Genomic DNA, 24,324 nt, shown 5'->3' on the forward strand with positions numbered 1-24,324 from the left:
CCTTGACCACCTGCGTCGGCCGATGGTCTCAAGGCTTTATGACATCCAGTCCGCCCATGTAAGGCTTCAGGACCTCGGGCACGCGAATGCTGCCATCCGCCTGCTGGTAATTTTCCATCACGGCGATCAGTGCCCGTCCCACCGCCAGACCGGACCCGTTCAGGGTATGCACCAGTTCCGGCTTGCCGGTCTCCGGATTGCGCCAGCGCGCCTGCATACGGCGAGCCTGGAAATCACGGGTGTTGCTGCAGGAGGAAATCTCCCGGTACTTGCCCTGCCCCGGCAGCCACACTTCCAGGTCGTAAGTCCGGGCGGCGGAGAAGCCGATGTCACCGCCACACAGCTCGACCACGCGATAAGGCAGTTCCAGCTTCTGCAGGATGGCCTCGGCGTGACCGGTCAGAGTCTCGAGGGCTTCCTCGGAATCCTCCGGGCGGACAATGTGGACCAGTTCCACCTTGTCGAACTGGTGTTGGCGGATCATGCCGCGCACGTCCCGGCCGTAGGAACCGGCTTCGCTGCGGAAACACGGCGTATGGCAGACCATCCGCAACGGCAGCTCTTCGGCCTTGATGATGGTGTCGCCCGCCAGGTTCGTTGCCGGTACTTCCGCGGTCGGGATCAGGTACAACGGGTTGTCGCCGTCCATGCGGAAGAGGTCTTCCTCGAACTTGGGCAGCTGCCCGGTCCCGTACAGCGTGTCGGCATTCACCAGGTACGGCAGATAGGTCTCGCTGTAGCCGTGCTCGTCCGCGTGCGTGTTGATCATGAACTGGGCCAGTGCCCGGTGCAGCCGGGCAATCGGGCCACGCATGACGGCAAAGCGGGACTGGGCCAGGCGCGCTGCGGCGTCGAAATCCAGACCACCAATGGCCTGTCCCAGGTCCACATGATCCTTCGGCTCGAAATCAAGCTCAGCGGGCGTCCCCCACTGGCGCACTTCGACGTTGTCGTCCTCGTCCTCGCCTTCCGGCACGGACGGGTCCGGCACGTTGGGAATACCGGACAGGAAGTCGTTCAGTTCGGCCTGAAGCTGGCGCAGCTCGTCTTCGGCCTCGCTACGCTGGCGCTTCAGGTCATCGACCGCTGCCAGCAGCGGCTGGATATCCTCGCCGGCGGCCTTGGCCTTGCCGATGGACTTCGATCGCTTGTTCTGCTCACTCTGAAGCTCTTCGGTCCGTACCTGAAGGGAACGGCGACGGGATTCCAGGGACTGGAAGGTCTCGACGTCGAAGGTGTAGTGGCGCACGGCAAGGCGCCGTGCAATGTCTTCAGTCTGGCTTCGAACAAGTTTGGGATCGAGCATGATCGTCCTGTTAACTTCGGGTGAATAGAACGCACCGTGCAACGCCGGCGCTGACGTTGCGCATAGTATACCTTCAGGAAATTCCTGTACCACCGGGGACACCGACTCTGTGTGCGATGACCGGTTTCAGGACGGGATCAGGACGACTTCGGGGACGGATAACGCTGCTCGGTACTCGCCTCGTTGCGGGCATCGAGTCGTTCCCGTTTTTCCCGCAGTTTGATTTCCAGTCCGCGGGGCACGGGATCGTAATAACGTACCCCATGGATCGCCTCGGGTAAATAGGCTTCACCGGCGGCAAAGGCATCGGGTTCGTCATGGGCATAACGGTATTCGGCGCCATGGCCCATTGACTTGAGCAGCGACGTCGGCGCATTGCGCAGATGGACCGGCACCTCGTAGTCCGGCTGCTGCCGGATCGCCGCCACACACTGGTTATAGGCCTTGTAAACGGCGTTACTTTTTGGCGCCAACGCCAAATAGGTGGCGGCCTGGGCCAGCGCCAACTCGCCTTCCGGTGAACCCAGCCGCTCCTGGGTATCCCAGGCATCGAGGCTCAATCGCAGGGCCCGGGGATCGGCATTGCCTATATCCTCGCTGGCAATGCGAACCAGGCGACGGGCGACGTAAATGGGATCGGCGCCGCCATCGAGCATACGGCACATCCAGTACAGCGCACCGTCCGGATCGGACCCTCGCACCGATTTGTGCAGCGCCGAGATCTGGTCGTAGAACACATCGCCGCCTTTATCGAAGCGGCGCAGGCTCGACTGCATGACCTGCTCGAGTACCGATTCGGTCAATTCGGCGACTCCTTCGTCGTTGGGCTCAGCCAGATCGGAGGCGACTTCCAGCAGGTTGAGGGCGCGTCTGGCGTCGCCGTCAGCCGCCGTGGCGATGATATCCAGGAGATCTTCGGACACCTGAAGACGATTGGCCAAGCCCGCCTCGCTGCTCAATGCCCGACGCAACAACGCTTTCAAGTCGTCGGCTTCGAGATTCTTGAGCACATAGACCCGCGTGCGCGAGAGCAAGGCGCTGTTCAGTTCGAACGAGGGATTCTCGGTGGTGGCACCAACAAAGATGACGGTGCCGTCTTCAATGTGTGGCAGGAAAGCATCCTGCTGGCTCTTGTTGAAGCGGTGGACCTCGTCCACGAACAACAGCGTGTCGCGGCCTTCCACCTGTTTCCGGTTTCGGGCCCGCTCGACCGCGTCACGGATATCCTTTACGCCGCTGAGAACGGCGGACAGGCTCTCAAACGCGATTTCGGCAGTGTCGGCCAGCAGCTTGGCAAAGGTGGTCTTGCCAACGCCGGGCGGGCCCCACAGGATCATGGAGTGCAGCTGGCCGTCCTCAACGGCGCGACGCAGCGGCTTGCCCGACCCCACCAGATGCGGCTGCCCGGCGTAGTCGGCCAGCGTGCGCGGCCGCATCCGGGATGCCAGCGGCTGGAAGCCGCGCGTCTCCTCGAACAGGCCGCTCTGCATTACTGGGCGCTCTTGATGATGTCCACGGAATCCGGGTAATCCAGGTGGAACACACTGTCATTCACGGACTGGTTCACCTTCACGTCCTGGAAGCTGAGGACGCTCACCTGATCCAGGGAATCCCGCAGGCGCATCTCGGACAGGACGTCATCCCGGAACCGCAGGCGCAGGGACAGGAACAGGGAATCCTGGCTGCGGGGCTTGAGGATGAAGTCGTCGGCGCCCGCCGTTTCCTCATCCCGGGAGACCTCATAGGCCTCTTCCAGATTGTCCACCTGGCCACTGAGCAGGAGCGCCGGTGTTGAGGACATCTGTTTGTCCATCGGCTTGACGGTGACCTGCTCCAGGTCCGGATCGTAGACTTCCACCTTCTTGCCATCGGCCACAATGGTTTGTGAGAACGGGCTCTTGGATTCCCAGAAAAACAGCCCCGGACGTTTGGCCTTCAGGTTGCCGCGGGTTTCCTGGACCTTGCTACCCGTACCGTCGACCACGACCTGGATGAAATTGGCCTGGTAGGTCCGGTATTTTTCCAGCTTGCTGGCCAGCGCCTTGGCCGCCTGGGCGTCGGCCCAAGCCGGTGATGTACTGATCAGCAGGACAGCCAGAACGGCCGACACGCGGCCCATAAACGTCTTCATGCGATTAACAACTCCTAGTCTCGCGGGGGTGGCGGTGCCAGCACTTCCCGGGCACCGTTGTGACCGGCGGCACTGACGACACCTGAAGCTTCCATGGCATCGACGAGGTTGGCCGCGCGGTTGTAGCCAATCTTGAATTTACGCTGCACGGAGGAAATGGAGACCCGACGGCCTTCGGTCACGAAGGCGACCGCTTCGTCGTAGAGCGAATCCCCCTCGCTGTCACCGCCGCCTTCGGACAGCGACGGAACCCCCGGCAGCTTCTCGCCTTCGGCGCCGTTGAGCACGTCGTCCACGTAAACGGGCTCGCCCCGGTCCTTCCAGGCGCTGACGATCCGATGCACTTCGTCATCGTCGACAAACGCACCGTGAACCCGCACGGGCAGACCGGAGCCCGGCGGCAGGTAGAGCATGTCGCCATGACCGAGCAGCTGCTCGGCGCCACCCTGGTCCAGCACCGTCCGGGAGTCGATCTTGGATTGCACCGAGAACGAAATCCGCGTCGGGATGTTGGCCTTGATCAGGCCGGTGATCACGTCCACCGACGGACGCTGTGTCGCCAGGATCAGGTGAATACCGGCTGCCCGAGCCTTCTGGGCGATCCGGGCGATCAGTTCTTCCACTTTCTTGCCGACGATCATCATCATGTCGGCGAATTCGTCGATCACCACGACGATAAAGGGCAACGGCTCGAGTGCGGGTCGATCCTCTTCGCCGTTTTCCAGATGCTCGTCCGGCTTCCACAGCGGGTCCGGAATCGGTTCGCCCGCCTCGATGGCATCCTTCACCTTGCGGTTAAAACCGGCCAAGTTCCGGACCCCGAGCGCAGCCATCAGCCGATAACGGCGTTCCATCTCGGCCACACACCAACGCAGACCGTTGGCGGCTTCCTTCATGTCGGTGACAACCGGGGCCAACAGATGGGGAATGCCGTCGTAGATGCTCAATTCCAGCATCTTCGGGTCCACCATGATGAAGCGCACTTCGTCCGGCGTGGCTTTCAGCAGCATGCTGAGAATCATGGCGTTGACGCCCACCGACTTACCGGAACCGGTGGTACCGGCCACCAGCAGATGCGGCATCTTGCCCAGGTTGGCGGTCATCGGGTTGCCGCCAATGTCGTTACCGAGCGCCAGCGTCAACGGCGAACTGGATTCCTCGAACGCGCGTGATGACAGCACCTCACGCAGGCGCACCATCTCCCGTTCTTCATTGGGGATCTCAATGCCGACCACGGACTTGCCCGGAATGACTTCCACCACCCGCACACTGATCACCGCCAGTGAGCGCGCCAGGTCCTTCGCCAGGTTGGAAATACGGCTGACCTTCACGCCCGGCGCCGGTTTGATCTCGAAGCGGGTGATGACCGGCCCCGGATTGACCTCGACCACTTCAACGCTGACCCCGAAGTCGGACAGTTTTTCCTCGAGCAGCTGGGACATGTGCTCCAGCGATTCCTTGGAATAGCCCTTCTTCTTGTGGGGATCGGCCGGGTCCAGCAGCGTGAGCGGCGGCAACGGGCTGTCGATGTCGTCGAACAGCGACGGCTGACGCTTGGCGTTCTTGTCTTTGGGCCCCTCGTCCTTCCGCTTGAACGGCGAAATCTTTACGTTGCGGGCATCAGGCGCCGGTTGTTCCGGAGCGGCTTTACGTGCGGCCGGACGCGGCGTGGGCGCAGGCTCGTCATCGGTGGCGGAAAAACCCGCTTCTGCCGGCGCGTCCAGGCGAGCCGTCGCGGCCAGGCCGTCGACACTCGGCTCAATCCGGGCCGGCAGAGGCTCGTATTCTTCGTCGTCAGACCGATTGCGGCGGAACCAACCGCGAATGCGTTGCAGCAGCGACAGCTTGTCGTCGTCTTCCCCGGCAACCCGGTCGTTGACCAGCGGCGGTTCGCGACGGGCGGGCGCCGGCTCGGGTTTCTTCGCGGGCTGCGGCGTGTCGTCGTCGGAGGGCTCGGCGTCGCTGTTGAAATTGGCTTTGATCCACTCGGCAAAACGCAGGGTGTAGTCGCCCAGCGAATCCATCAGACTGAACCAGGACAGCCCGGTAAAGACCGTCAGGGCAAACAGGAAAATGGCCACCAGTACCAGCGTTGCGGCCGGCAGGTTGAACGCGCCCACCATGGCATCGGACACCTCGACCCCGAGCACGCCACCGGCGCTGGCATCCAGCCCCATGATGGAATACAGGGACAGCAGACTGGTGGCACTCAGCAGGATCAGGATGAAGCCGCCGAAACGCAGCAGGAAAAGCGGCCAGTGCAACTCAACAGAGTCATTGCGGTGCTTGACCAGCAAAAAGGCGTAGAACGCCACCATGGCCGGAAACAGGAACGCCACCTGACCGAAGAAGTCGATCAGTAGGCTGGCGATCCAGGCACCGGTGCGCCCGGCGTAGTTGGAGACCGACACCTCGTGGCCGACACTCGCCCACCCCGGGTCGCTGGCGCTGTAGCTGACCAGCGCCATGAGCAGATAGATGCACAGCGCAATCAGGGCGATCAACGCGCCTTCGCGCCCGCCCTGGGCAAGCAATGTACGGAAGCGCTGCTGCTTCTCTGTCAGCTGGGTCTCTTGCCCGGCTTTTTTTCGTTCTGACATGGACTGGCTACGGCTCATTTCAGAGCAGGCTTCCTTCTGTTGTTAGCGCGTCAATGCGTCCAACCCTCGGGCGAAATCCGCCTTCAGGTCGTCGATGTCTTCCAGGCCCACCGACACCCGGATCAGGTTTTCGGTGATCCCGGCTTCCGCCTTGTCCTCCGGCGAAAGCCGGCCGTGTGTCGTGGTCGCCGGATGAGTGACGGTGGTACGGGTGTCGCCCAGGTTTCCAGTGATGGAAACGATCTGGGTGGCATCGATCACCTGCCAGGCTTCGGCCCGCTCGCCCTTCACGCGGAAAGACAGGACCCCGCCGTATCCCTTCTGCTGCTTGCTCGCCAGGGCATGCTGAGGGTGTGACGCCAGGCCCGCATAAAAAACACGCTCGACTGCAGGATGTTGCTCCAACCATTGCGCCAACTCTAACGCACTGGCGCAATGGGCGCGCATACGGATTGGTAACGTTTCCAACCCCTTAAGGAAAACCCAAGCGTTGAATGGACTCAGGCTCGGCCCGGCCGAGCGCATGAACCCGTACACTTCTTCCATCAGCGCATTGGAGCCAATCACGACACCGCCGATACAACGGCCCTGGCCGTCGAGGTATTTGGTGGCGGAATGGATCACGATGTCGGCGCCGTATTCGAACGGACGCTGCAGAATCGGCGTGCAGAAACAGTTATCCACCACGAACAGCGCGTCGTTGGCGTGGGCCAGATCGGCCAGCGCCTGCAGGTCGGCCACCTCACACAGCGGATTGGACGGCGTTTCCAGGAACAGCATCCTGGTTTCCGGGCGCACGGCCGCCTGCCAGGCGTCCATATCCGTCAGGCTGACAAACGTCGTCTCGACCCCGAACCGGGCCAGGTATTTCTGGAACAGCACGTTCGTCGTTCCAAAAACACCGCGGGAACAGACCACGTGGTCGCCGGACTGCAACAACGCCATGCAGGTGCTCAGGATGGCGGCCATACCGGAAGCGGTTCCAACCGCACGCTCGCCGCCTTCCATCGCCGCGATGCGGGCTTCGAAGGCTTGAACGGTGGGGTTGGTGAAACGGGAATAAATGTTCCCCGGCTCTTCCCCGCCAAACCGAGCCGCCGCCTGGGCCGCACTGCCATAGACAAAGCTTGAGGTGGGGAAAATGGCGTCACTGTGCTCCAGTTGCGCCGTGCGGATCTGCCCTGCCCTCACGGCCAGCGTATCCACGGAAACCCCTTCCAGGTCGGATTCCGGAATCAATGCGTGCTCTTCGCGGATCTTGCTCATCGCCTTCGGCCCCGTGATTCAGTCTTCGTCGTTGTGGAGATCGATAATGGCGTTGTCAGACGACATTTCCGGGTTTTTCTTCGCCTTGTTGCTCTCACCACGCTGGGTTTCCAGGTTGGCCAGATAGGCGGCGTCAATATCGCCGGTGATGTAGTTGCCGTCGAAAACGGAGCACTCCCAGGCCTCGATTTCGGGGTTCACGTCGTTGACACAGGTGATGAGATCTTCCAGATCCTGGTACACCAGCCAGTCCGCCCCGATCAGCTTCTGGATTTCCTCGACGGTACGGTCGTGGGCGATCAGCTCGCTGGCCGCCGGCATATCGATACCGTACACATTGGGGTAACGCACGGGCGGTGCCGCCGAGGCGAAGTAAACCTTGCGCGCACCGGCGTCACGGGCCATCTGCACGATTTCCTCGCAGGTGGTGCCGCGTACGATGGAATCGTCCACCAGCATGACGTTCTTGCCCTTGAACTCCAGATCGATCGGGTTCAGCTTCTGGCGAACGGACTTCTTGCGCATCTTCTGGCCCGGCATGATGAATGTCCGGCCGATATAACGGTTCTTGATGAAGCCTTCACGGAACTTCACGCCCAGCCGGTGGGCCATCTGCATGGCCGAGGTTCGGCTGGTGTCGGGAATCGGCATGACCACATCGATGTCGTGATCCGGGCGCTCACGCAGGATCTTGTCCGCGAGGGTCTCCCCCATGCGCAGGCGCGCTTTGTAGACCGACACTTTATCCAGGATGGAATCCGGGCGGGCAAAATAGACGTGCTCGAAAATGCACGGGATCAGGTGCGGCTCTCGGGCGCACTGCTGCGTGTAAATTGTGCCGTCCGTTTCAATATAGACCGCCTCGCCCGGTTCAATATCACGAACCAGCTTGAAGCCCGCCGCGTTCAGCGCGACGCTCTCGGAGGCAATCATGTATTCCTTGCCGGCTTCGGTTTCCCGCACGCCGTAGCACGCCGGACGAATGCCCCGGGGATCCCGGAAACCCACGATGCCATAACCGGTGATCATGGCAATGGCCGCATAGGCACCGCGGCAGCGCTCGTGGACGGCGCTGACGGCAGCAAAAATTTCATCCTTGGTGGGATTCAGCTTGCCCAGCTTCTGCAGCTCGTGGGCAAAAACGTTCAGCAGCACCTCGGAATCGGAATTGGTGTTGATGTGACGCAGGTCGGTGCGGAACAGGTCCCGGCTGAGGTCATCCGCATTGGTCAGGTTGCCGTTGTGGGCCAGCGTGATGCCGTATGGGCTGTTGACATAGAACGGCTGGGCTTCGGCAGAACTGGACGAACCAGCCGTCGGGTAGCGTACATGCCCGATCCCCACGTTACCCACGAGGCGGCGCATGTGCCGCGTACGAAACACGTCGCGAACCAGGCCGTTGTCTTTACGCAGGTAAAAGCGTTCGTCCTGGAAGGTTACGATGCCGGCCGCATCCTGCCCCCGGTGCTGAAGGACCGTCAACGCGTCGTAGAGCGACTGGTTGACGTTAGAGGTACTTACGATACCGACAATGCCACACATGGGTGTTTACTTCTCCAGTACAGAAATCATGGCTTCGTTGCCCGGTTGCGTCTGAACCGCCTTGGCAGGGTCGTCAGCGGGTCCGAGGAAACGTTCAAATTCATCGCCCAGCATGCGCCGGGACCACTGCTCGACCATTGCCAGACGCCCGATCATCACCGACTGTTTCCACCAGGTATCCTGGGAAAGCGGCGTGTAGCGGACAAAGGCGATGGCCACAATCACGACGAGTAGCCCGCGCAGCAAACCGAACCCCATCCCCAGCACACGATCCGTGGCGGACAGGCCGGTCGCAACGACGAGCTGACCAATCAGATTATTGATAACAGCACCCACGATCAGGGTACCAAAAAACAGGATCGCAAAGGCAGCGATTAGCCGGACCAACGGCGTTTCCACCGTACTCTCCAGCAGCATCTGCATCTGCGGATGGAACGTGCGGGCAATAATGAAGGCGGCAATCCAGGTGACGAGCGACAGCGCCTCCCTGACAAACCCGCGCTTGAGGCTGATCAGGGTCGAAACTGCAATGATGGTAATGATGACCCAGTCTATCCAGATCAGCGCGTTCATGGTCGACCCACTAACGAATTCAGGAAGCGCGGATTCTATCAGGAAACCGGGGCACACCAAACCTTGACGACCGCCGCGAAGACCGGCTGCACGCCTCTCACTGATCGCCGGACATCACCAGGCTGTTCAGTTTGAACGCCTTGTCCAGTTGAGACTTGGCGGAATTGGCTTCATCTTCACTGACAAAAGGCCCGGAGAAGACGCGGGTCAGGGTAAGATCGCCCCGCTTGACGCTCTCGGTGTAGGCGGCATACCCCTTGTCCCGGACCTCGTCACGCAGGCGCAGCGCGTTCTTCTGGTTACCGAAGCTGCCCAACTGCACCAGCCAGGCGCCCTTCATGGTCTGCTTGAATTCGGCCTCGTCGGCCGGTTCCGGCTCGCTTTGCTGTGGCGCCGTGGCCACCTGGCTGGCAGGCTCGCTGGAAGACGTGGGAGCGGGTTCCGGCGACGGCTCAGGCGCGGAGGCCGTTTGCTGCGGCTCGGTCATGGCGCCGTCCTGTTGAGGCGATGTAACCGTCGGCGCAGCAGCTTCAGGTTGCTCTTCGATGCTATAGGCCGGAGCGCTTTCCTGTGAGGCGCCCTCACTGCCGGTGGTCACCGGAGACTGGCCACCCTGGTCCTGAATATCCACCTTTGGGAAGGCCGGCTCTTCCGGCAATTTGATCTGTTGAGTGGTTCGCTCTGTGTGCGGTTCATCGAACAGCATCGGGACAAAGATAACAGCCAGTGATATCAGTACCAGGGCGCCGACAATGCGCTGCTTCAGACCATCCACAGGAAGCGTTCCTCTCTGTTTGGGGGAAGATTCTGACCGGATACTAACGCCCACGGCTACAGAACACAAAGCGAGACGCCGAGAATGACGGAAGTTTAAGGCGCGCTGGATGCATGCCTGAACCGTCCTAAAACGGCGGGAATGTTTACATCAGTCCAACAAGGCACTGCGGGCAGCAGCCACCGTAAAGAAGGAGCCAAAAACGATGATGCAGTCGTTTTCCGACGCCCCCTGACGGGCCGCCTCGATCGCCTCGGCCACACCGGCTGACTGTTCAATGAAAGCGCCTTCGCCCAATACGGGCTCTACCCGCTCGACCAGCGCCTCGATATCCAGGCCACGCGGGACGTCCAGAGGCGCCAGGAACCATCGATCGACCACCGGCGCCATCGCCGAGACGACGCCGGCCGTGTCCTTGTCAGACAGACACGCATACACGGCCCGAACCTCGCCATTGACCGCCAGGGCATCGATCCGCTCACGAAGCCAGCGGGCCGCGTGCGGGTTATGGCCCACATCGACGTAAAGTGCCGGTGATGTCAGCAAACGCTCAAAACGACCCGCCACACGGACCTCGGCCAACGCCTGGCCAATCGCTTCGGGCGGCATGTCGGGCTCGAGCCGACGAATCGCCTGGACCGCCGCCGCCAGACTGCGCTCCGGCAAACCGGTCTCGGGCAAATTGACGCGCCAGTCTTCAGTGGTCACCCGGCGTACCCCGGAAGTCTCCGATTCCAGCCGGTAGTCCACACCGAAGCGGTGAAGCTGAACCTTCTGCGCCGCGGCCTGCTGCAATACCGACCGGGGCGGGTCGTCTTCACCGTAGATGGCGTTCTGCCGATAGCGCAGGATTCCGGCTTTTTCAAAGCCGATCTGATCGCGATTGTCGCCGAGCCAGGCGGTGTGATCGAGATCGACGGAGGTGATGATGGCGAGATCCGCATCGAGCACATTGACCGCATCCAGACGGCCGCCAAGCCCGACTTCCAGGATCCAGTCCTCAATCCCCGCATCCCGGAACAGCACAAAAGCAGCGAGGGTACCGTATTCGAAATAGGTCAGACTGACCTGGCGGCGGGCCGCTTCGACGGTCTCGAAGGCGTTGACCAGCGCCACGTCCGAGACGTCCTCGCCGTTCAGGCGGACTCGTTCGTTGTAGCGCTGTAAATGCGGCGACGTATAGGCGCCGACTTTACGCCCCCGGGACAGCAGGAGTCGCTCGATGGCGGCCACCGTCGTCCCTTTCCCATTGGTGCCGCCAATGGTGATGATGCGTGCCTTCGGCTTTTGAGGGAACAGGCGGCGCAGGACCAGCAGTACCCGATCCAGGCCCAGTTCAATTTCGGTGGGATGCAGCGCTTCGAGATAGGCGAGCCACTGATCGACAGTGGCTCCGGCTTCAGGCGCTCGGGGCATCGGGGATGTCTGCTTCGTCACCGTCGGCCACGACCCGCGTCACTTCCTCGGGTTCCGGCGCTTCCTGACCCGTGAACTTGGCCAGGACGGACGCGATGCGGAAGCGCATGTCATGACGCTCCACAATCATGTCGACGGCGCCATGCTCCAGCAGGAACTCACTGCGCTGAAAGCCTTCCGGCAACTTTTCCCGAACCGTCTGTTCGATGACGCGAGGACCGGCAAAACCGATCAGCGCATAAGGTTCCGCGATATTCAGATCGCCCAGCATCGCCAGACTGGCCGACACACCGCCGAACACCGGATCGGTCAAGACCGAAATAAATGGAATGCCCGCTTGCTTCATTCGCTCCAGTGCGGCAGCCGTCTTGGCCATCTGCATCAACGACAGAATGGCTTCCTGCATACGGGCACCGCCACTGGCAGAGAAGCATACCAACGGAATGCCTTCTTTCAGGGACACGTTGACCGCCTGCACGAAGCGCTCGCCGACCACCTGCCCCATGGAGCCGCCCATGAAGTTAAACTCGAAGGCACAGGCGACCAAAGGCAGGCCCAGCGTACGGCCGCGCATAACCACCAGTGCGTCTTTTTCCCGGGTGCCTTTCTGGGCTGACGCCAGACGGTCCTTGTAGCGCTTGCTGTCCTTGAACTTGAGACGATCCCAGGGTTCCAGATCGGTGCCGATCTCCTCGCGACCGTCCTCGTCCAGGAAGATATCCAGGCGCCGGCGCGCGGTCACCCGCAGGTGGTGCTGGCACTTCGGACACACGTCGAGGTTCTTGTCGAGTTCCGGCTTGTAGAGGAAGGCACCGCACTTGGGACATTTCTTCCAAAGCCCTTCCGGCACGCTGGTTCTCTGCTTGGAATCCGAGCGAATCATGCTCGGCATGATCTTGTCCAGCCAGTTACTCATGATGTCTTCCCGTTGTTCGTTCCTGTTGGGCCTGAACCTGCCGGAAGCCCGGGTCAGGACGCCAGTTCGTCCAGGGCTTCGCGCATGGGTTTCAGGAGGTTGACCAGAGAGGACTTCAACGCCTCAATGTCGTCCTGATTTTTGGCAATTGTATCGACCAGGACACTTCCCACAATTACACCATCGGATACCCGACCCACGGCCGCGGCCGTTTCAGCATTGCGAATCCCGAACCCAACGCCCACCGGCACCGACGTCAGCGCATGGATGCGACTGACTTTCTCGGCCACATCGTCGACATCCAGTTGGGCCGATCCGGTCACGCCCTTCAATGAAACATAGTAGATGTAGCCGGAACTGTGCTGGCTGATGGCGCGAATGCGATCTTCCGTGGTGGTCGGTGCCAACAGGAAAATCGGGTCGAGGCCCCGCTCGGCAAACAGCGGCGCCACGTCTTCGGCTTCTTCTGGCGGCAGATCAACGGTCAGAACGCCGTCGACCCCGGCGGCTTTCGCCGCATCGGAAAACGCCTCGTATCCCATCGCCTCGACCGGATTCAGATAGCCCATCAAAACAATCGCGGTTTTGTCATCCCGGCTTCGGAACGTTTTGACCATCTCCAGCACCTGGCGCAGTGACGTGCCGTGTTCGAGCGCCCGCTCACAGGCGAGCTGGATCACCGGGCCATCGGCCATGGGATCCGAAAAAGGCACGCCCAGCTCAATGATGTCGGCGCCCGCTTCGACCAGCGTATGCATTAACTCAACGGTCCGGTCCGGGTGCGGATCACCGGCGGTGATGTAAGGGATCAATGCTTTTCGGCCCTGCCCCTTGAGTGCCTGCAATACAGATTGAATACGACTCATGCGTTTCCCCAGATCCTGTTAAATCTCAATACCATCGAGCTGCGCGATGGTATGGATGTCCTTGTCGCCGCGGCCGGAAACATTGATCACCACCATCTGGTCCTTGTCCATCGACGCGGCCAGCTTGGTGGCGTAAGCCACCGCATGGGCGCTTTCCAGCGCGGGCATAATGCCTTCAACGCGGGTCAGCTTGCGGAAACCGTCCAACGCTTCGTCGTCGGTAACTGAGACATACTGCGCCCGGCCGACATCCTTGAGCCAGCTGTGCTCGGGACCCACGCCCGGATAATCCAGGCCGGCGCTGACGGAATGGGTTCCGGCGATCTGGCCGTTCTCGTCTTCCATCAGATAGGTCCGGTTGCCGTGCAATACGCCTGGACGCCCCGCACAAAGCGGTGCCGCATGCTGACCCGACGACAACCCGAGCCCCCCCGCTTCAACACCGTACATCGCGACGCTTTCGTCGGTCAGGAAGGGATAGAACAGTCCAATCGCGTTAGAGCCGCCACCTACGCAGGCCACCAGCGCATCGGGCAGACGGCCCGCCTGCTCAAGCGACTGTCGGCGAGTCTCCCGACCGATCACCGCCTGGAAATCCCGCACCAGCATGGGATAAGGATGGGGGCCGGCCACGGTGCCGATAATATAGAAGGTCTCGTCGACGTTGGTGACCCAGTCGCGCATGGCTTCGTTCATGGCATCCTTGAGGGTCTTGGTACCGCTCTCGACCGCATGAACTTCCGCACCCAGCAGCTTCATGCGGTATACGTTCAATGACTGACGCTTGACGTCTTCGGAACCCATGAACACGTGGCATTCAAGGCCCAAACGGGCACAGACGGTAGCCGTGGCGACCCCGTGCTGGCCGGCGCCGGTTTCGGCGATGACCCGTTTCTTGCCGAGGAAGCTGGCCAGCAGCGCCTGACCGATGGTGTTATTCACCTTATGGGCGCCGGTGTGGTTGAGATCTTCCCGTTTGAGCCAGATCTGCGCCCCTCCGGTTTCACGGGTCAGCCGTTCGGCAAAATACAGGGGGCTGGGGCGACCGACGTAATCGGCCAGATCCTTGTCAAAGGTGGCCTGGAATTCCGGATTGTCACGCAGCTTGAGATACTCGGTCTCCAGCTGCATCAACGAGTCCATCAGCGTTTCGGATACAAAGCGACCACCGTAGGCCCCAAAATGGCCCCGGGTATCCGGCAACGCACGCAGCATCTCTTCAGTCAGCTTAACCGACACGGTTCACCTCTCTGATAAATTCAATGATCCGGGACGGGTCCTTGATCCCCTTCTCCCGTTCAACGCCCCCACTGACATCGACCGCCCATGGCCTGACGGCCTCCACGGCGCCCGCTACGTTAGCAGAGTTCAAACCACCGGCCAATATCAAGGGTTTGGGACGCTCACCGGGTATCAGCGACCAGTCGAATGTCTGACCGGTGCCGCCGAATCGCTGTGGGTCATAAGCGTCAACCAACAAGCCGGAGGCCTGGCTGTATGTGTCATACGCCGACTCGATGTCGGCCCGGGTCTGTACCCGTACCGCTTTCATCCAACGCCGCCCGAACTGCTCACAGAATGCAGGTGCTTCATCACCATGAAACTGCAGCAGCGACAGGCCTGCGTTGTCCATCACGTTACGCACAAACGAGGCATCCGGGTTAACAAACAGACCCACGGTTTCGACAAACGGCGGTAAGGCACGAACAATGGCGGCCGCCTGCGCAACGTCAATCGCCCGGGGGCTGGGTGCGTAAAACACGAATCCGATGGCGTCCGCTCCGGCCTCGACAGCCACCAAAGCGTCCTCCAGGCGTGTGATGCCACAGATCTTGACTCGGGTTCTCATTCTGACGCACTCCACTGTTTCCTGAAGACCGGCCCCTGAACCAGTGCCTGCTGTTCCGGCGTAAACCAGGGCTGCATAAACTCCGGTCCGGGCGCCTCGCCGGGAATACCCGATCCCTCGGGGTAGCCCACGCTCACCAGGTAAAGGCCGTGGGCCGGACCGGTCACGTCCGCCTGCCGACGGTCCCGCTGCTCCAGTATCTCACGGATCCATTCCACCGGCTGCTTGCCATTCCCGACGGCCATCAGGGCGCCGGCGATGTTGCGCACCATGTGATGCAGGAAGGCATTCGCCTGGATATCAATGACGACGTAATCGCCATGGCGGGTGACGCGGATAAAGTGCACGTTTCGATGCGGTGTCCGGGACTGGCAACCCGCAGCGCGGAATGACGAGAAGTCGTGCTCGCCAACGAGCGACTGCGCCGCCTGATGCATGCGCTCCTCATCCAGCGGCCGGAATGTCCAGGCCACCTGGTTGCGCAGGATGCCCGGCCGGACCGGATGGTTAAAGATGACGTAACGGTAGCGACGGCTGATGGCGCTGAAGCGGGCGTGGAAATCGTCGGCCATCTGCCCCGCCCAACGGACGGCGATGTCACCTCGCAAAGCCGTATTCACGCCCATGATCCAGGAACGGTAGCTGCGCACCGCCCGGGTTTCGAAGTGAACGACCTGGGCTGAGGCGTGAACGCCAGCATCGGTGCGACCCGCGCAGACCAGATCCACGGTTTCATTGGCCACCCGGGACACAGCTTGCTGTAACTGGCCTTCTACGGACGGCACGCCCGATTTCTGCTGCTGCCAGCCATGAAATGCGGCGCCGTCGTATTCGAACAACAAGGCGACCCGCCCATTGCCGATCGGTGCATCCTGATCAAATTCTGCGGATGTGGGTAACAACGTGGATTAAACCATTCAGGGAATAGCGGAAACAAAAACGCCGGAGGGAATCCCTCCGGCGCTCCGTAGCAGTGCTGACAGTATAACGGATCAGGCCAGGTTTTTAAGCAGGTCCTGAGCTTCCGTCTTCTGGTCGTCACTGCCTTCAATGGCCACTTCTTCGAGAATGTCGCGGGCGCCATCGGAATCGCCCATCTCGATGTAGGCCCGGGCAAGATCCAGCTTGGTAGCCGCTTCATCCGTACCGGCGAGGAAATCGAAGTCGTCTTCGTCATCCAGCGACGCTTCGTCGAAGTCCATCATGTCGCTTTCCTTGCGAGTTTCGGCCACCGGTTTTTCTTCCGATTCAGTCGACTCATCCTCGACGGACTCCTCGGCGGTCGGGATATTCTCCTCGTCATCCGCGTCGGCCAGGGAATCTTCCAGGTTCAGCTCTTCGTCCAACTCCGGAATCTCGTCATCGGCCAGCGGCTCTTCCTGATCGTCAGTGGGCGTTTCCGCGACCTCTTCCATCAGGGCCAGATCCTCGTCGGAAACATCAAGTTCCAGCTCGTCCAGAGTGTCCGCAGTTTCGGATTCAGCCGGCTCCTGGTCGGTTTCGTTGGCCACCTTTTCCAGCTCGGCATCCAGGTCGTCGAGGAACGACTCATCCAGATTGCCCTGCTCGTCGGTTGTCAGCTCGGGCTCTTCTTCAAGCGGCGGCAGCTCGTCATCACTGGTGGCACGATCGGCTTCCGCCGAACCTTCGTCTTCTAGGAGACTGTCGTCGAGTTCGAGAGATCCGAAGTCCTCTTCGCTCAGCTCCGGTTCGTCCGCCGCATCTTTGCGCTCGGTGTCTTCATCGAAATTGAAATCAAGGTCGAGATCGTCCGCAGCGGCAGCTTCCTCAGCACTGGATTCCGGCTCGGCCGACTCATCCGTGCTTGCGATGTCCTCTTCTTCAAAATCGAGATCGGAAATGTCGTACTCGATCGGAGCATCCGAATCCTTGCGCGCCTCTTCGTCGCCCTCGAAAACCGGCTCTTCATCCAGCTCAAGGGAATCGAAATCCAGGTCTTCGTCGGTCGCAGTCTCGGGCTCGCCCTGCGACGGAACTTCCGCCTCGCCGTAAGAAGACGTTTCGGACGCCTCGCCGTAAAGGCTGGCGAACGTGTCCTCAGTGGTCTCTTCGGTCGACGGGGAGCTCACTTCTGAACGCAGTTGCGATTCCAGATCGTCAATGCTGGGCGTGGATTCCGCTTCTTCAAGGCGATCATGAAGTACTTGAGCTTCGGCCATGGCCTGCTCGTCGTCCAGCGCTTCCAGTTCGCTGTACTGCTTTTCGAAAGCCGCCCGGTCTTCGTTTTCCGCGTATACGGCCAGCAGTTTCAGGCGCAGATCTGTCCGGCTCGGCTCGCGGGAGATGGCTGATTCCAGCATCTCGGCAGCCTGGTCGTGACGGCCATAGGCGATGTAGGCATCGGCCTCCGCCAGAGCGTCCTTCTCTTCGCCTTCTTCGTGATCCGATTCACCGCCCAGATCGATATGGTCATCGTCGTGGGCTGATTCTTCGTTGAGTTGCTCGTAGAAGGCCTTTTCACGATTCGCATTGCGGCGGGCCAGCAGACCGAGGAGCAACAGGACCAGTATCGCGGCACCACCACCGGCGATCTGATACAGACGGTTATTCTTGAACTCTTCAACGATGTTGCCGACGAAACCTTTGTCCTCAACCGCAGGCTCACTCGACTGGGCCGCCGGTTTGGCCGGCTCTGCGGGCTTCGGTGCTTGCTGTTCAGTTTCTGCCGGTGTAGCCGCCGTGTTCTCGGACGGCTCTTCGGACATCGCCTCTTCGTCGGCAGAAGGTGCCTGAGCTGTCGCTTCGGCTTCGCCAGAGGACGCTTCAGGCTGTTCCATCATGCCTTCGTCAGACGATGCTTCATCGCCCGCGGCCATATCACCGCCTGCCATCGCCGACTCGGACTCGCCGCCGGTCGATGCCATTTGCTCGCCTTCCAGCGCCCCCGGTTTTTCTGCGTCAGACGCTGACTCAGACCCGGTGCCCGCATCAGCTGCGCCGGCCGGAGCGGAGCTTGCGGACTCCCCTTCAGCCCCCGCTGTGGCGGTCTCACCAGATTTGCCGGCCTGGGCCTGCATTTCGGCCAGCTGAGAATTCTTCAACTCGACAAGGCGCTGCATGGTGGCCAGTTGCGCTTCGAGATCCTCAACCCGGGAGTTGAGCTCTTCGTTTTCGCGCTCGGCCTTGTCCAGTTGCTCCATCACCACTTCGGTGCTGCCTTCCTTGCCACCGGCAACACCTTCGGCTCCGCCCGAGGAAGCGCCTTTTTCCGGGCTGGTGGAGTCGTTGCCTGCACTCAGGCGCAACTCGTCACCACTTCGGGCCGGCTGCGACGACGCCTGCCCCGGTTGCTGCCCGGTTGCGTCAACCGTCTGCGCAGGCTTTTTAAGCGCCTGGTTCTGTGCAACAACCTGCTGATAGGCCTGCTGGCTGGTGCGCGATTCAATCTGCTCGGCGGTTGGAATACGCAGTACCTGGCCGCGCTTCAGACGGTTGATGTTGCCGTCCATAAAGGCATCGGGATTCTGGTCCTGCAACGCCAGCATGACTTGCTGCGGCGTATAGCTGTCATCCGGGCGCACTTGCAGCGCAATGCCCCAGAGGGTGTCCGAAGGTCCGGTGGGCCCGAAGGTCCGACCGTCAGAACGCGAAGACGGGCTGGAAGTCGGCGAGCTCGCCCGGCGCGGTTGCGATGACGCGGCCGCTCGGGAGGGCGTACTGGCCTGGCTGCGACTGGACGGCGCCTGGACAGGCTGGGCGACAGAGTCACCCACCTTCTCCGCATACACCGGCGGATCCAGCAGCATCGAGTACTCGCGCAGAAGTTTGCCGTTTGGCCAGGTGACTTCAATCAGGAAGTTCAGGTACGGCTCGCGAACCGCCTGTTTGGTGGTGACGTGGATGACCAGCTGCCCATTGGGTGCCGTGGCCACGTTGAACTTGAGATTGGTAAGGAAAAATTCACGATCGATACCGACCCGGTCAAAGACTTCCTGAGACGCCAGATTGACGTACACCTCATTCGGGCCCACACCACCTGTGTTGCGAAGCTCTATATCCGCGTCGAGGGGTTGATTAAGATAGGATTGAAGCTCCACTTCGCCGAGCCCGAGCGCGTTAGCAACGCCTGAGCCGAGCCCTCCTACCAGAGCCAGCGCAACCGCAAGTTTGCGTACCTTCATGCTTTTTCCTTACCAGTCTCCGTTATTCGTTACTGCCGTCTGTAATTCAGACTCGGACGAGGTTGGATGACTTTCGTCTTTCATTTCTTGTTGTCGAGTGTCGATCTGAGGATTACGTCTGCGAAAGTATTGTTGATAAAGCCCTCTTTATCAATCGATCAGCGATATTGTTTGTAATTGTTGTTAAACAAATGTTCGGAAGATGCTGTTCAGCTGGCGAAAATTCACTCGCCGATACCTTTTTTCACCCCGAAAACAACCGGTTCTGACCCGATTGTCCGCAATAAAGACAAATCAGTTCTGTCACCAAAAATAACAGGGGCGAAAGCCTAATGCAGCTTTCGCCCCTGACTCAACGCCCCAAAGGGGACGCAGTTAGCATTTCCACCCCGCCTTCGCGACGTGAAAATGGCGCGTTAGCGCTCCTGCAGAATCCGCAGCATCCGGCGCAGCGGTTCGGCCGCGCCCCAGAGCAGCTGGTCACCCACGGTGAACGCGGAAATGTATTCCGGACCCATGGCCAGCTTGCGGATGCGGCCGATCGGCACACTCAACGTGCCGGTGACCTTGGCCGGTGTCAGCTCTTCCATGCTGGCTTCACGATCATTGGGAACGACCTTGACCCAGTCATTGGACTTCGCCAGCAGCGATTCAATCTCGCTCACCGGGATATCCTTGCGCAGCTTGATGGTCAGCGCCTGGCTGTGACTGCGCATGGCGCCGATGCGCACGCAGATGCCGTCGATCGGGATCGGGCTGTCGCTGCGACCCAGGATCTTGTTGGTTTCACTTTGCGCTTTCCACTCTTCCTTGCTCTGCCCGCTTTCCAACTGCTTGTCGCAGTAGGGAATCAGGCTGCCGGCCAGCGGCACACCGAAGTTATCGGTCGGGAACCCGGAAGAACGCATGGTTTCAGTGACCTTGCGATCGATTTCCAGAATCGCGGAACCCGGGTCGGCCAGCTCATCGGAAACGCTGCCATGCAACTGCCCCATCTGGTTCAGGAGCTCGCGCATGTTCTGGGCACCCGCGCCGGAAGCGGCCTGATAGGTCATTGGAGAGATCCACTCGATCAGATCGTTCTCCAGCAGACCGCCCAGGGCCAGCATCATCAGGCTCACGGTACAGTTGCCACCGATGTAGTCCTTGACGCCGCGGTTCAGTGCATCGTCGATGACGTTGCGGTTGACCGGGTCCAGGACGATGACGGAATGGTCCGCCATGCGCAGCGTGGAGGCGGCATCGATCCAGTAGCCGTCCCAGCCGGATTCACGCAGCGGTCCGAAAACCTTGCTGGTGTAATCACCGCCCTGACAGGTGACGATGACGTCCATGTCCCGGAGCGCGTCCAGGTCAAAGGCGTCTTTGAGTGCCGGTACATCAGCCTTGCCCACATCGGGCGCCGGCTGACCGGCCTGGGATGTTGAGAAAAAGACCGGATTGATGTCCGCGAAGTCATTTTCTTCCTGCATGCGCTGCATGAGGACAGAGCCCACCATACCGCGCCAGCCAATAAGTCCAACTCGCTTCATGTGCGACTTTTGAACCTCGTTCTGTGCCGGCCCGCTTCCCCTTTTGCAGGGACCGGACCGGATGAATGATCCTGCGGCGGCAACATCCAGCCGTCGTCAGGTCTATGATTCATACCCGATCAAAGCGCTTCCAATACCGCGTCACCCATTTCCCGGGTGCTGACGCGGGAGGCGCCTTCGGACATGATATCCGCAGTCCGCAGGCCTTTGTCGAGCACCGCACTGACGGCGGTTTCGATGGCTTGCGCTGCTTCTTCCGCTCCCAGACTGTACCGCAGCATCATCGCGGCCGACAGAATGGTCGCCAGCGGGTTGGCAATGCCCTGACCCGCAATGTCCGGGGCGGAACCGTGGCAGGGCTCGTACATCCCCTGCTTTTCCGCATTCAGTGATGCGGACGGCAACATGCCGATGGAACCGGTCAGCATGGCCGCTTCGTCGGAAAGAATATCACCAAACATGTTGCCGGTCACAATCACATCAAACTGTTTCGGCGCCTTGACCAGCTGCATGGCCGCGTTGTCGACGTACATGTGGGACAGTTCGACATCCGGATAGTCCTTCGCCAGATCCGTCATGATCTCGCGCCAGAGTTCGGTCACTTCCAATACGTTGCACTTGTCCACGGAACACAGCTTGCCGCCGCGCTGCTGGGCGGCTTCAAAGGCGACACGGCCGATGCGGCGAATCTCGGATTCGCTGTAGACGTAGGTGTTGTAGCCCTGGCGCTCCCCGTTATCCAACTCGCGCACGCCGCGAGGCTGGCCGAAGTAGATGCCACCGGTCAGCTCGCGAACGATCAGGATGTCCAGACCGGAGACGACTTCCGGCTTCAGCGAAGAGGCCGAGGCCAGCTGCGGATACAGGATGGCCGGACGCAGGTTGGCGAACAGCTCCAGGTTCGAGCGCAGTCCCAGCAACCCCTTTTCCGGGCGAATGGCAATTTCCAGACCTTCCCACTTCGGACCGCCGACAGCGCCCAGCAGGATGGCATCGGCCTTCTGGGCCTTTTCCAGCGTGCTGTCCGGCAGAGGGACGCCGGTCGCATCAATTGCAGCGCCGCCCACGTCGGCACGGTCGAAATGAAGACCCAGGTCGAACTTTTCGTTGACCTTATGCAGGACGCGCTCGGCTTCAGCGACGATTTCCGGGCCAATGCCGTCACCCGGCAGCAGCAGAACAGACTGACTCATATCCTTGGTTTCCTGTTGTCTCTGTTATGAATGGGTGATGGCGTCAAACAGCCAGGGTGCGCTCTGGCGACGGGCCGCTTCGTAGGACTTGATGGCTTCGCTGTCTTCCAGGGTAACGCCGATGTCGTCGAGGCCGTTGACCAGGCAATGCTTGCGGAACGGATCCACGTCGAAGCTGAAACGCTCACCGGACGGGGTGACCACTTCCTGCGCCGGCAGATCCACTTCGATTTGATAGCCTTCCTTTTCGGCGACTTCAGCGAACAACCTGTCGACGATTTCTTCATCCAGAACAATCGGTAACAGACCATTCTTAAAGCAGTTATTGTAGAAGATGTCGGCAAAGCTCGGCGCAATAATCACCCGGAAGCCATAGTCATCGAGGGCCCAGGGCGCGTGCTCGCGGCTGGAGCCACAGCCAAAGTTGCGCCGGGCCAGCAGGACGCTGGCTTCCTTATAGCGCGGCTGATTGAGGAAGAAGTCCGGATTCAATGGCCGCTGGGAGCAGTCCTGATCCGGTTTGCCTTCGTCCATATAACGCAGCTCGTCGAACAGGTTCGGGCCGAAGCCGGTCCGTTTGATCGATTTCAGGAACTGCTTGGGAATGATCATGTCCGTGTCCACGTTGGAACGATCCATCGGGGCCACGACGCCTTTATGATGACTGAATGCACGCATGGTTGGGCTCCTTAGTGAACCAATTCACGAACGTCGGTGAAATGACCGGCAATCGCCGCAGCGGCTGCCATCGCCGGACTGACCAGGTGGGTCCGGCCGCCGAAGCCCTGCCGTCCCTCGAAGTTCCGGTTGGACGTGGACGCGCAATGCTCACCCTGGCCCAGCTTGTCAGCATTCATAGCCAGACACATGGAGCAGCCCGGATCCCGCCATTCCAGACCCGCCTCGATGAAGATCTTGTCCAGGCCTTCCTGCTCGGCCTGAGTCTTGACGAGTCCGGAGCCCGGTACGACCATCGCCTGCTTGAGCGACGGTGACACCTTACGGCCCTTGACCACGGCCGCCGCCTCGCGCAGATCCTCAATGCGGGAGTTGGTGCAGGAGCCGATAAACACCCGGTCCAGCTTGATCTCGGAAATCGGCATGTTCGGCTTCAGCCCCATGTACTGGAGCGCACGTACGATGCCTTCGCGCTTGATCGGATCCGCTTCCTTGTCGGGATCCGGGACCTGACCGTCAACGCCGGTGACCATCTCCGGTGACGTGCCCCAGGTGACCTGCGGCATGATGTCGGCACCGTCCAGCTCAACCACTTTATCGAACTCGGCATCCGCATCGCTGTGAAGGTTCTTCCAGGCGGCAACTGCGGCTTCCCACTGATCGCCTTTCGGCGCATAGGGACGGTCTTTGACGTAGTTGATGGTGGTGTCGTCGACCGCCACCATACCCACCCGGGCGCCGGCTTCGATGGACATGTTGCAGATGGTCATCCGCGCTTCCATGGACAGATCGCGGATTGCCTCACCGCCGAATTCGATCGCATAACCGGTACCGCCGGCGGTGCCAATCTTGCCGATGATGGCCAGCACGACGTCCTTGCCCGTCACACCGGGACCCAGCTTGCCGTTCACCTTGACCAGCATGTTCTTCATCTTCTTCTGGACCAGGCACTGGGTCGCCAGCACGTGCTCCACTTCCGACGTGCCGATGCCGTGCGCCAGCGTGCCGAATGCACCGTGGGTCGAGGTGTGGGAATCACCACACACGATGGTCATACCCGGCAACGTCGCACCCTGCTCCGGCCCGATGACGTGAACGATGCCCTGGCGCTGATCCTTGATCTTGAATTCCAGGATGCCGAACTCGTCGCAGTTCTTGTCGAGGGTTTCCACCTGGATGCGGGAGACCGGATCGACGATGCCGTCGATGCCACGGTCGCGGTCGGTGGTCGGAACGTTATGGTCCGGCGTGGCCAGGTTGGCGTCCAGACGCCAGGGGCGGCGGCCGGCAATGCGCAGACCTTCAAAGGCCTGGGGCGATGTGACTTCGTGCAGCAGATGACGATCGATATAGATCAGCGCCGAACCGTCGTCGCGCTGCTTCACCAGGTGATCGTCCCACAATTTATCGTACAAGGTCTTTCCAGCCATGGGGCCTCCCTCAACCGCGATGTAAACATCGCTTCTCATCAGGTCATCGTTATTGATGATTCATGATAACGCCGCGACTATGATAACCTCAATTCATGTTATTTATAGA

At 60.7% G+C, this 24,324-nt stretch carries 18 protein-coding genes and 2 pseudogenes; all 20 read right to left on the reverse strand.

What is annotated here, in order from left to right; translation table 11 throughout:
- Positions 1-28: 28 nt before the first annotated feature.
- A complete protein-coding gene (gene serS / locus JL474_RS04475; RefSeq protein WP_203141075.1) occupies positions 29-1,306 on the reverse strand; it encodes a serine--tRNA ligase in 1,278 nt (425 codons plus the stop codon).
- 137 nt (positions 1,307-1,443) lie between these two features.
- Positions 1,444-2,796: a replication-associated recombination protein A gene (locus JL474_RS04480; protein ID WP_203141076.1), complete on the reverse strand. Its 1,353-nt coding sequence runs from the start codon at positions 2,794-2,796 to the stop codon at positions 1,444-1,446.
- Entirely contained in the window at positions 2,796-3,437 is a 642-nt protein-coding gene (gene lolA, locus JL474_RS04485) for an outer membrane lipoprotein chaperone LolA (protein WP_123634403.1), read from the reverse strand. Before lolA ends, JL474_RS04480 begins: the two co-directional genes overlap by 1 nt.
- Before the next feature lie 14 nt (positions 3,438-3,451).
- Positions 3,452-5,035, reverse strand: a pseudogene (locus JL474_RS21760) (DNA translocase FtsK); the annotation flags it as partial.
- 471 nt (positions 5,036-5,506) lie between these two features.
- Positions 5,507-6,055: pseudogene (locus JL474_RS21765) on the reverse strand (DNA translocase FtsK 4TM domain-containing protein); the annotation flags it as partial.
- A gap of 24 nt (positions 6,056-6,079) precedes the next feature.
- Positions 6,080-7,303, reverse strand: coding sequence for an O-succinylhomoserine sulfhydrylase (locus tag JL474_RS04495; protein WP_203141078.1), 1,224 nt, complete (start codon positions 7,301-7,303; stop codon positions 6,080-6,082).
- An 18-nt stretch (positions 7,304-7,321) separates the two neighbouring features.
- Positions 7,322-8,845 (reverse strand): amidophosphoribosyltransferase, encoded by a 1,524-nt coding sequence (gene purF / locus JL474_RS04500; protein WP_203141079.1) that lies wholly within the window; start codon positions 8,843-8,845, stop codon positions 7,322-7,324.
- Between the two features lie 6 nt (positions 8,846-8,851).
- Positions 8,852-9,418, reverse strand: a complete 567-nt coding sequence (locus JL474_RS04505; RefSeq protein ID WP_123634399.1) for a CvpA family protein — start codon at positions 9,416-9,418, stop codon at positions 8,852-8,854.
- 97 nt (positions 9,419-9,515) lie between these two features.
- Positions 9,516-10,193, reverse strand: coding sequence for an SPOR domain-containing protein (locus JL474_RS04510; RefSeq protein WP_203141080.1), 678 nt, complete (start codon positions 10,191-10,193; stop codon positions 9,516-9,518).
- A 150-nt stretch (positions 10,194-10,343) separates the two neighbouring features.
- Complete coding sequence (gene folC, locus JL474_RS04515) at positions 10,344-11,609, reverse strand: bifunctional tetrahydrofolate synthase/dihydrofolate synthase (RefSeq protein WP_203141081.1); 1,266 nt, start codon at positions 11,607-11,609, stop codon at positions 10,344-10,346.
- Positions 11,593-12,525 (reverse strand): acetyl-CoA carboxylase, carboxyltransferase subunit beta, encoded by a 933-nt coding sequence (gene accD / locus JL474_RS04520; protein WP_236011980.1) that lies wholly within the window; start codon positions 12,523-12,525, stop codon positions 11,593-11,595. The genes folC and accD overlap by 17 nt, the downstream gene beginning before the upstream one ends.
- Positions 12,526-12,578: 53 nt before the next feature.
- Positions 12,579-13,391, reverse strand: coding sequence for a tryptophan synthase subunit alpha (gene trpA, locus JL474_RS04525; protein WP_123634395.1), 813 nt, complete (start codon positions 13,389-13,391; stop codon positions 12,579-12,581).
- Positions 13,392-13,409: 18 nt separating this feature from the next.
- Entirely contained in the window at positions 13,410-14,618 is a 1,209-nt protein-coding gene (gene trpB / locus JL474_RS04530; RefSeq protein WP_203141312.1) for a tryptophan synthase subunit beta, read from the reverse strand.
- Between the two features lies 1 nt (position 14,619).
- Complete coding sequence (locus JL474_RS04535) at positions 14,620-15,240, reverse strand: phosphoribosylanthranilate isomerase (RefSeq protein ID WP_123634393.1); 621 nt, start codon at positions 15,238-15,240, stop codon at positions 14,620-14,622.
- A complete protein-coding gene (gene truA / locus JL474_RS04540) occupies positions 15,237-16,142 on the reverse strand; it encodes a tRNA pseudouridine(38-40) synthase TruA (RefSeq protein WP_123634392.1) in 906 nt (301 codons plus the stop codon). Before truA ends, JL474_RS04535 begins: the two co-directional genes overlap by 4 nt.
- 90 nt (positions 16,143-16,232) lie before the next feature.
- On the reverse strand, positions 16,233-19,382 hold the full coding sequence (locus JL474_RS04545; protein ID WP_203141082.1) for a FimV/HubP family polar landmark protein: 3,150 nt from the start codon (positions 19,380-19,382) through the stop codon (positions 16,233-16,235).
- 416 nt (positions 19,383-19,798) lie between these two features.
- Positions 19,799-20,914, reverse strand: coding sequence for an aspartate-semialdehyde dehydrogenase (gene asd, locus JL474_RS04550; protein WP_203141083.1), 1,116 nt, complete (start codon positions 20,912-20,914; stop codon positions 19,799-19,801).
- Positions 20,915-21,033: 119 nt separating this feature from the next.
- The gene (gene leuB, locus JL474_RS04555; protein WP_203141084.1) at positions 21,034-22,107 is read right to left on the reverse strand and encodes a 3-isopropylmalate dehydrogenase; all 1,074 of its coding nucleotides are present in this window, start codon (positions 22,105-22,107) and stop codon (positions 21,034-21,036) included.
- 24 nt (positions 22,108-22,131) lie between these two features.
- A complete protein-coding gene (gene leuD, locus JL474_RS04560) occupies positions 22,132-22,785 on the reverse strand; it encodes a 3-isopropylmalate dehydratase small subunit (protein WP_203141085.1) in 654 nt (217 codons plus the stop codon).
- A gap of 11 nt (positions 22,786-22,796) precedes the next feature.
- Positions 22,797-24,215 (reverse strand): 3-isopropylmalate dehydratase large subunit, encoded by a 1,419-nt coding sequence (gene leuC, locus JL474_RS04565; RefSeq protein ID WP_123634387.1) that lies wholly within the window; start codon positions 24,213-24,215, stop codon positions 22,797-22,799.
- Between the last annotated feature and the right edge of the window lie 109 nt (positions 24,216-24,324).

Source organism: Marinobacter mangrovi (assembly GCF_016798325.1).
In the GTDB taxonomy this organism is placed as follows: domain Bacteria; phylum Pseudomonadota; class Gammaproteobacteria; order Pseudomonadales; family Oleiphilaceae; genus Marinobacter_A; species Marinobacter_A mangrovi.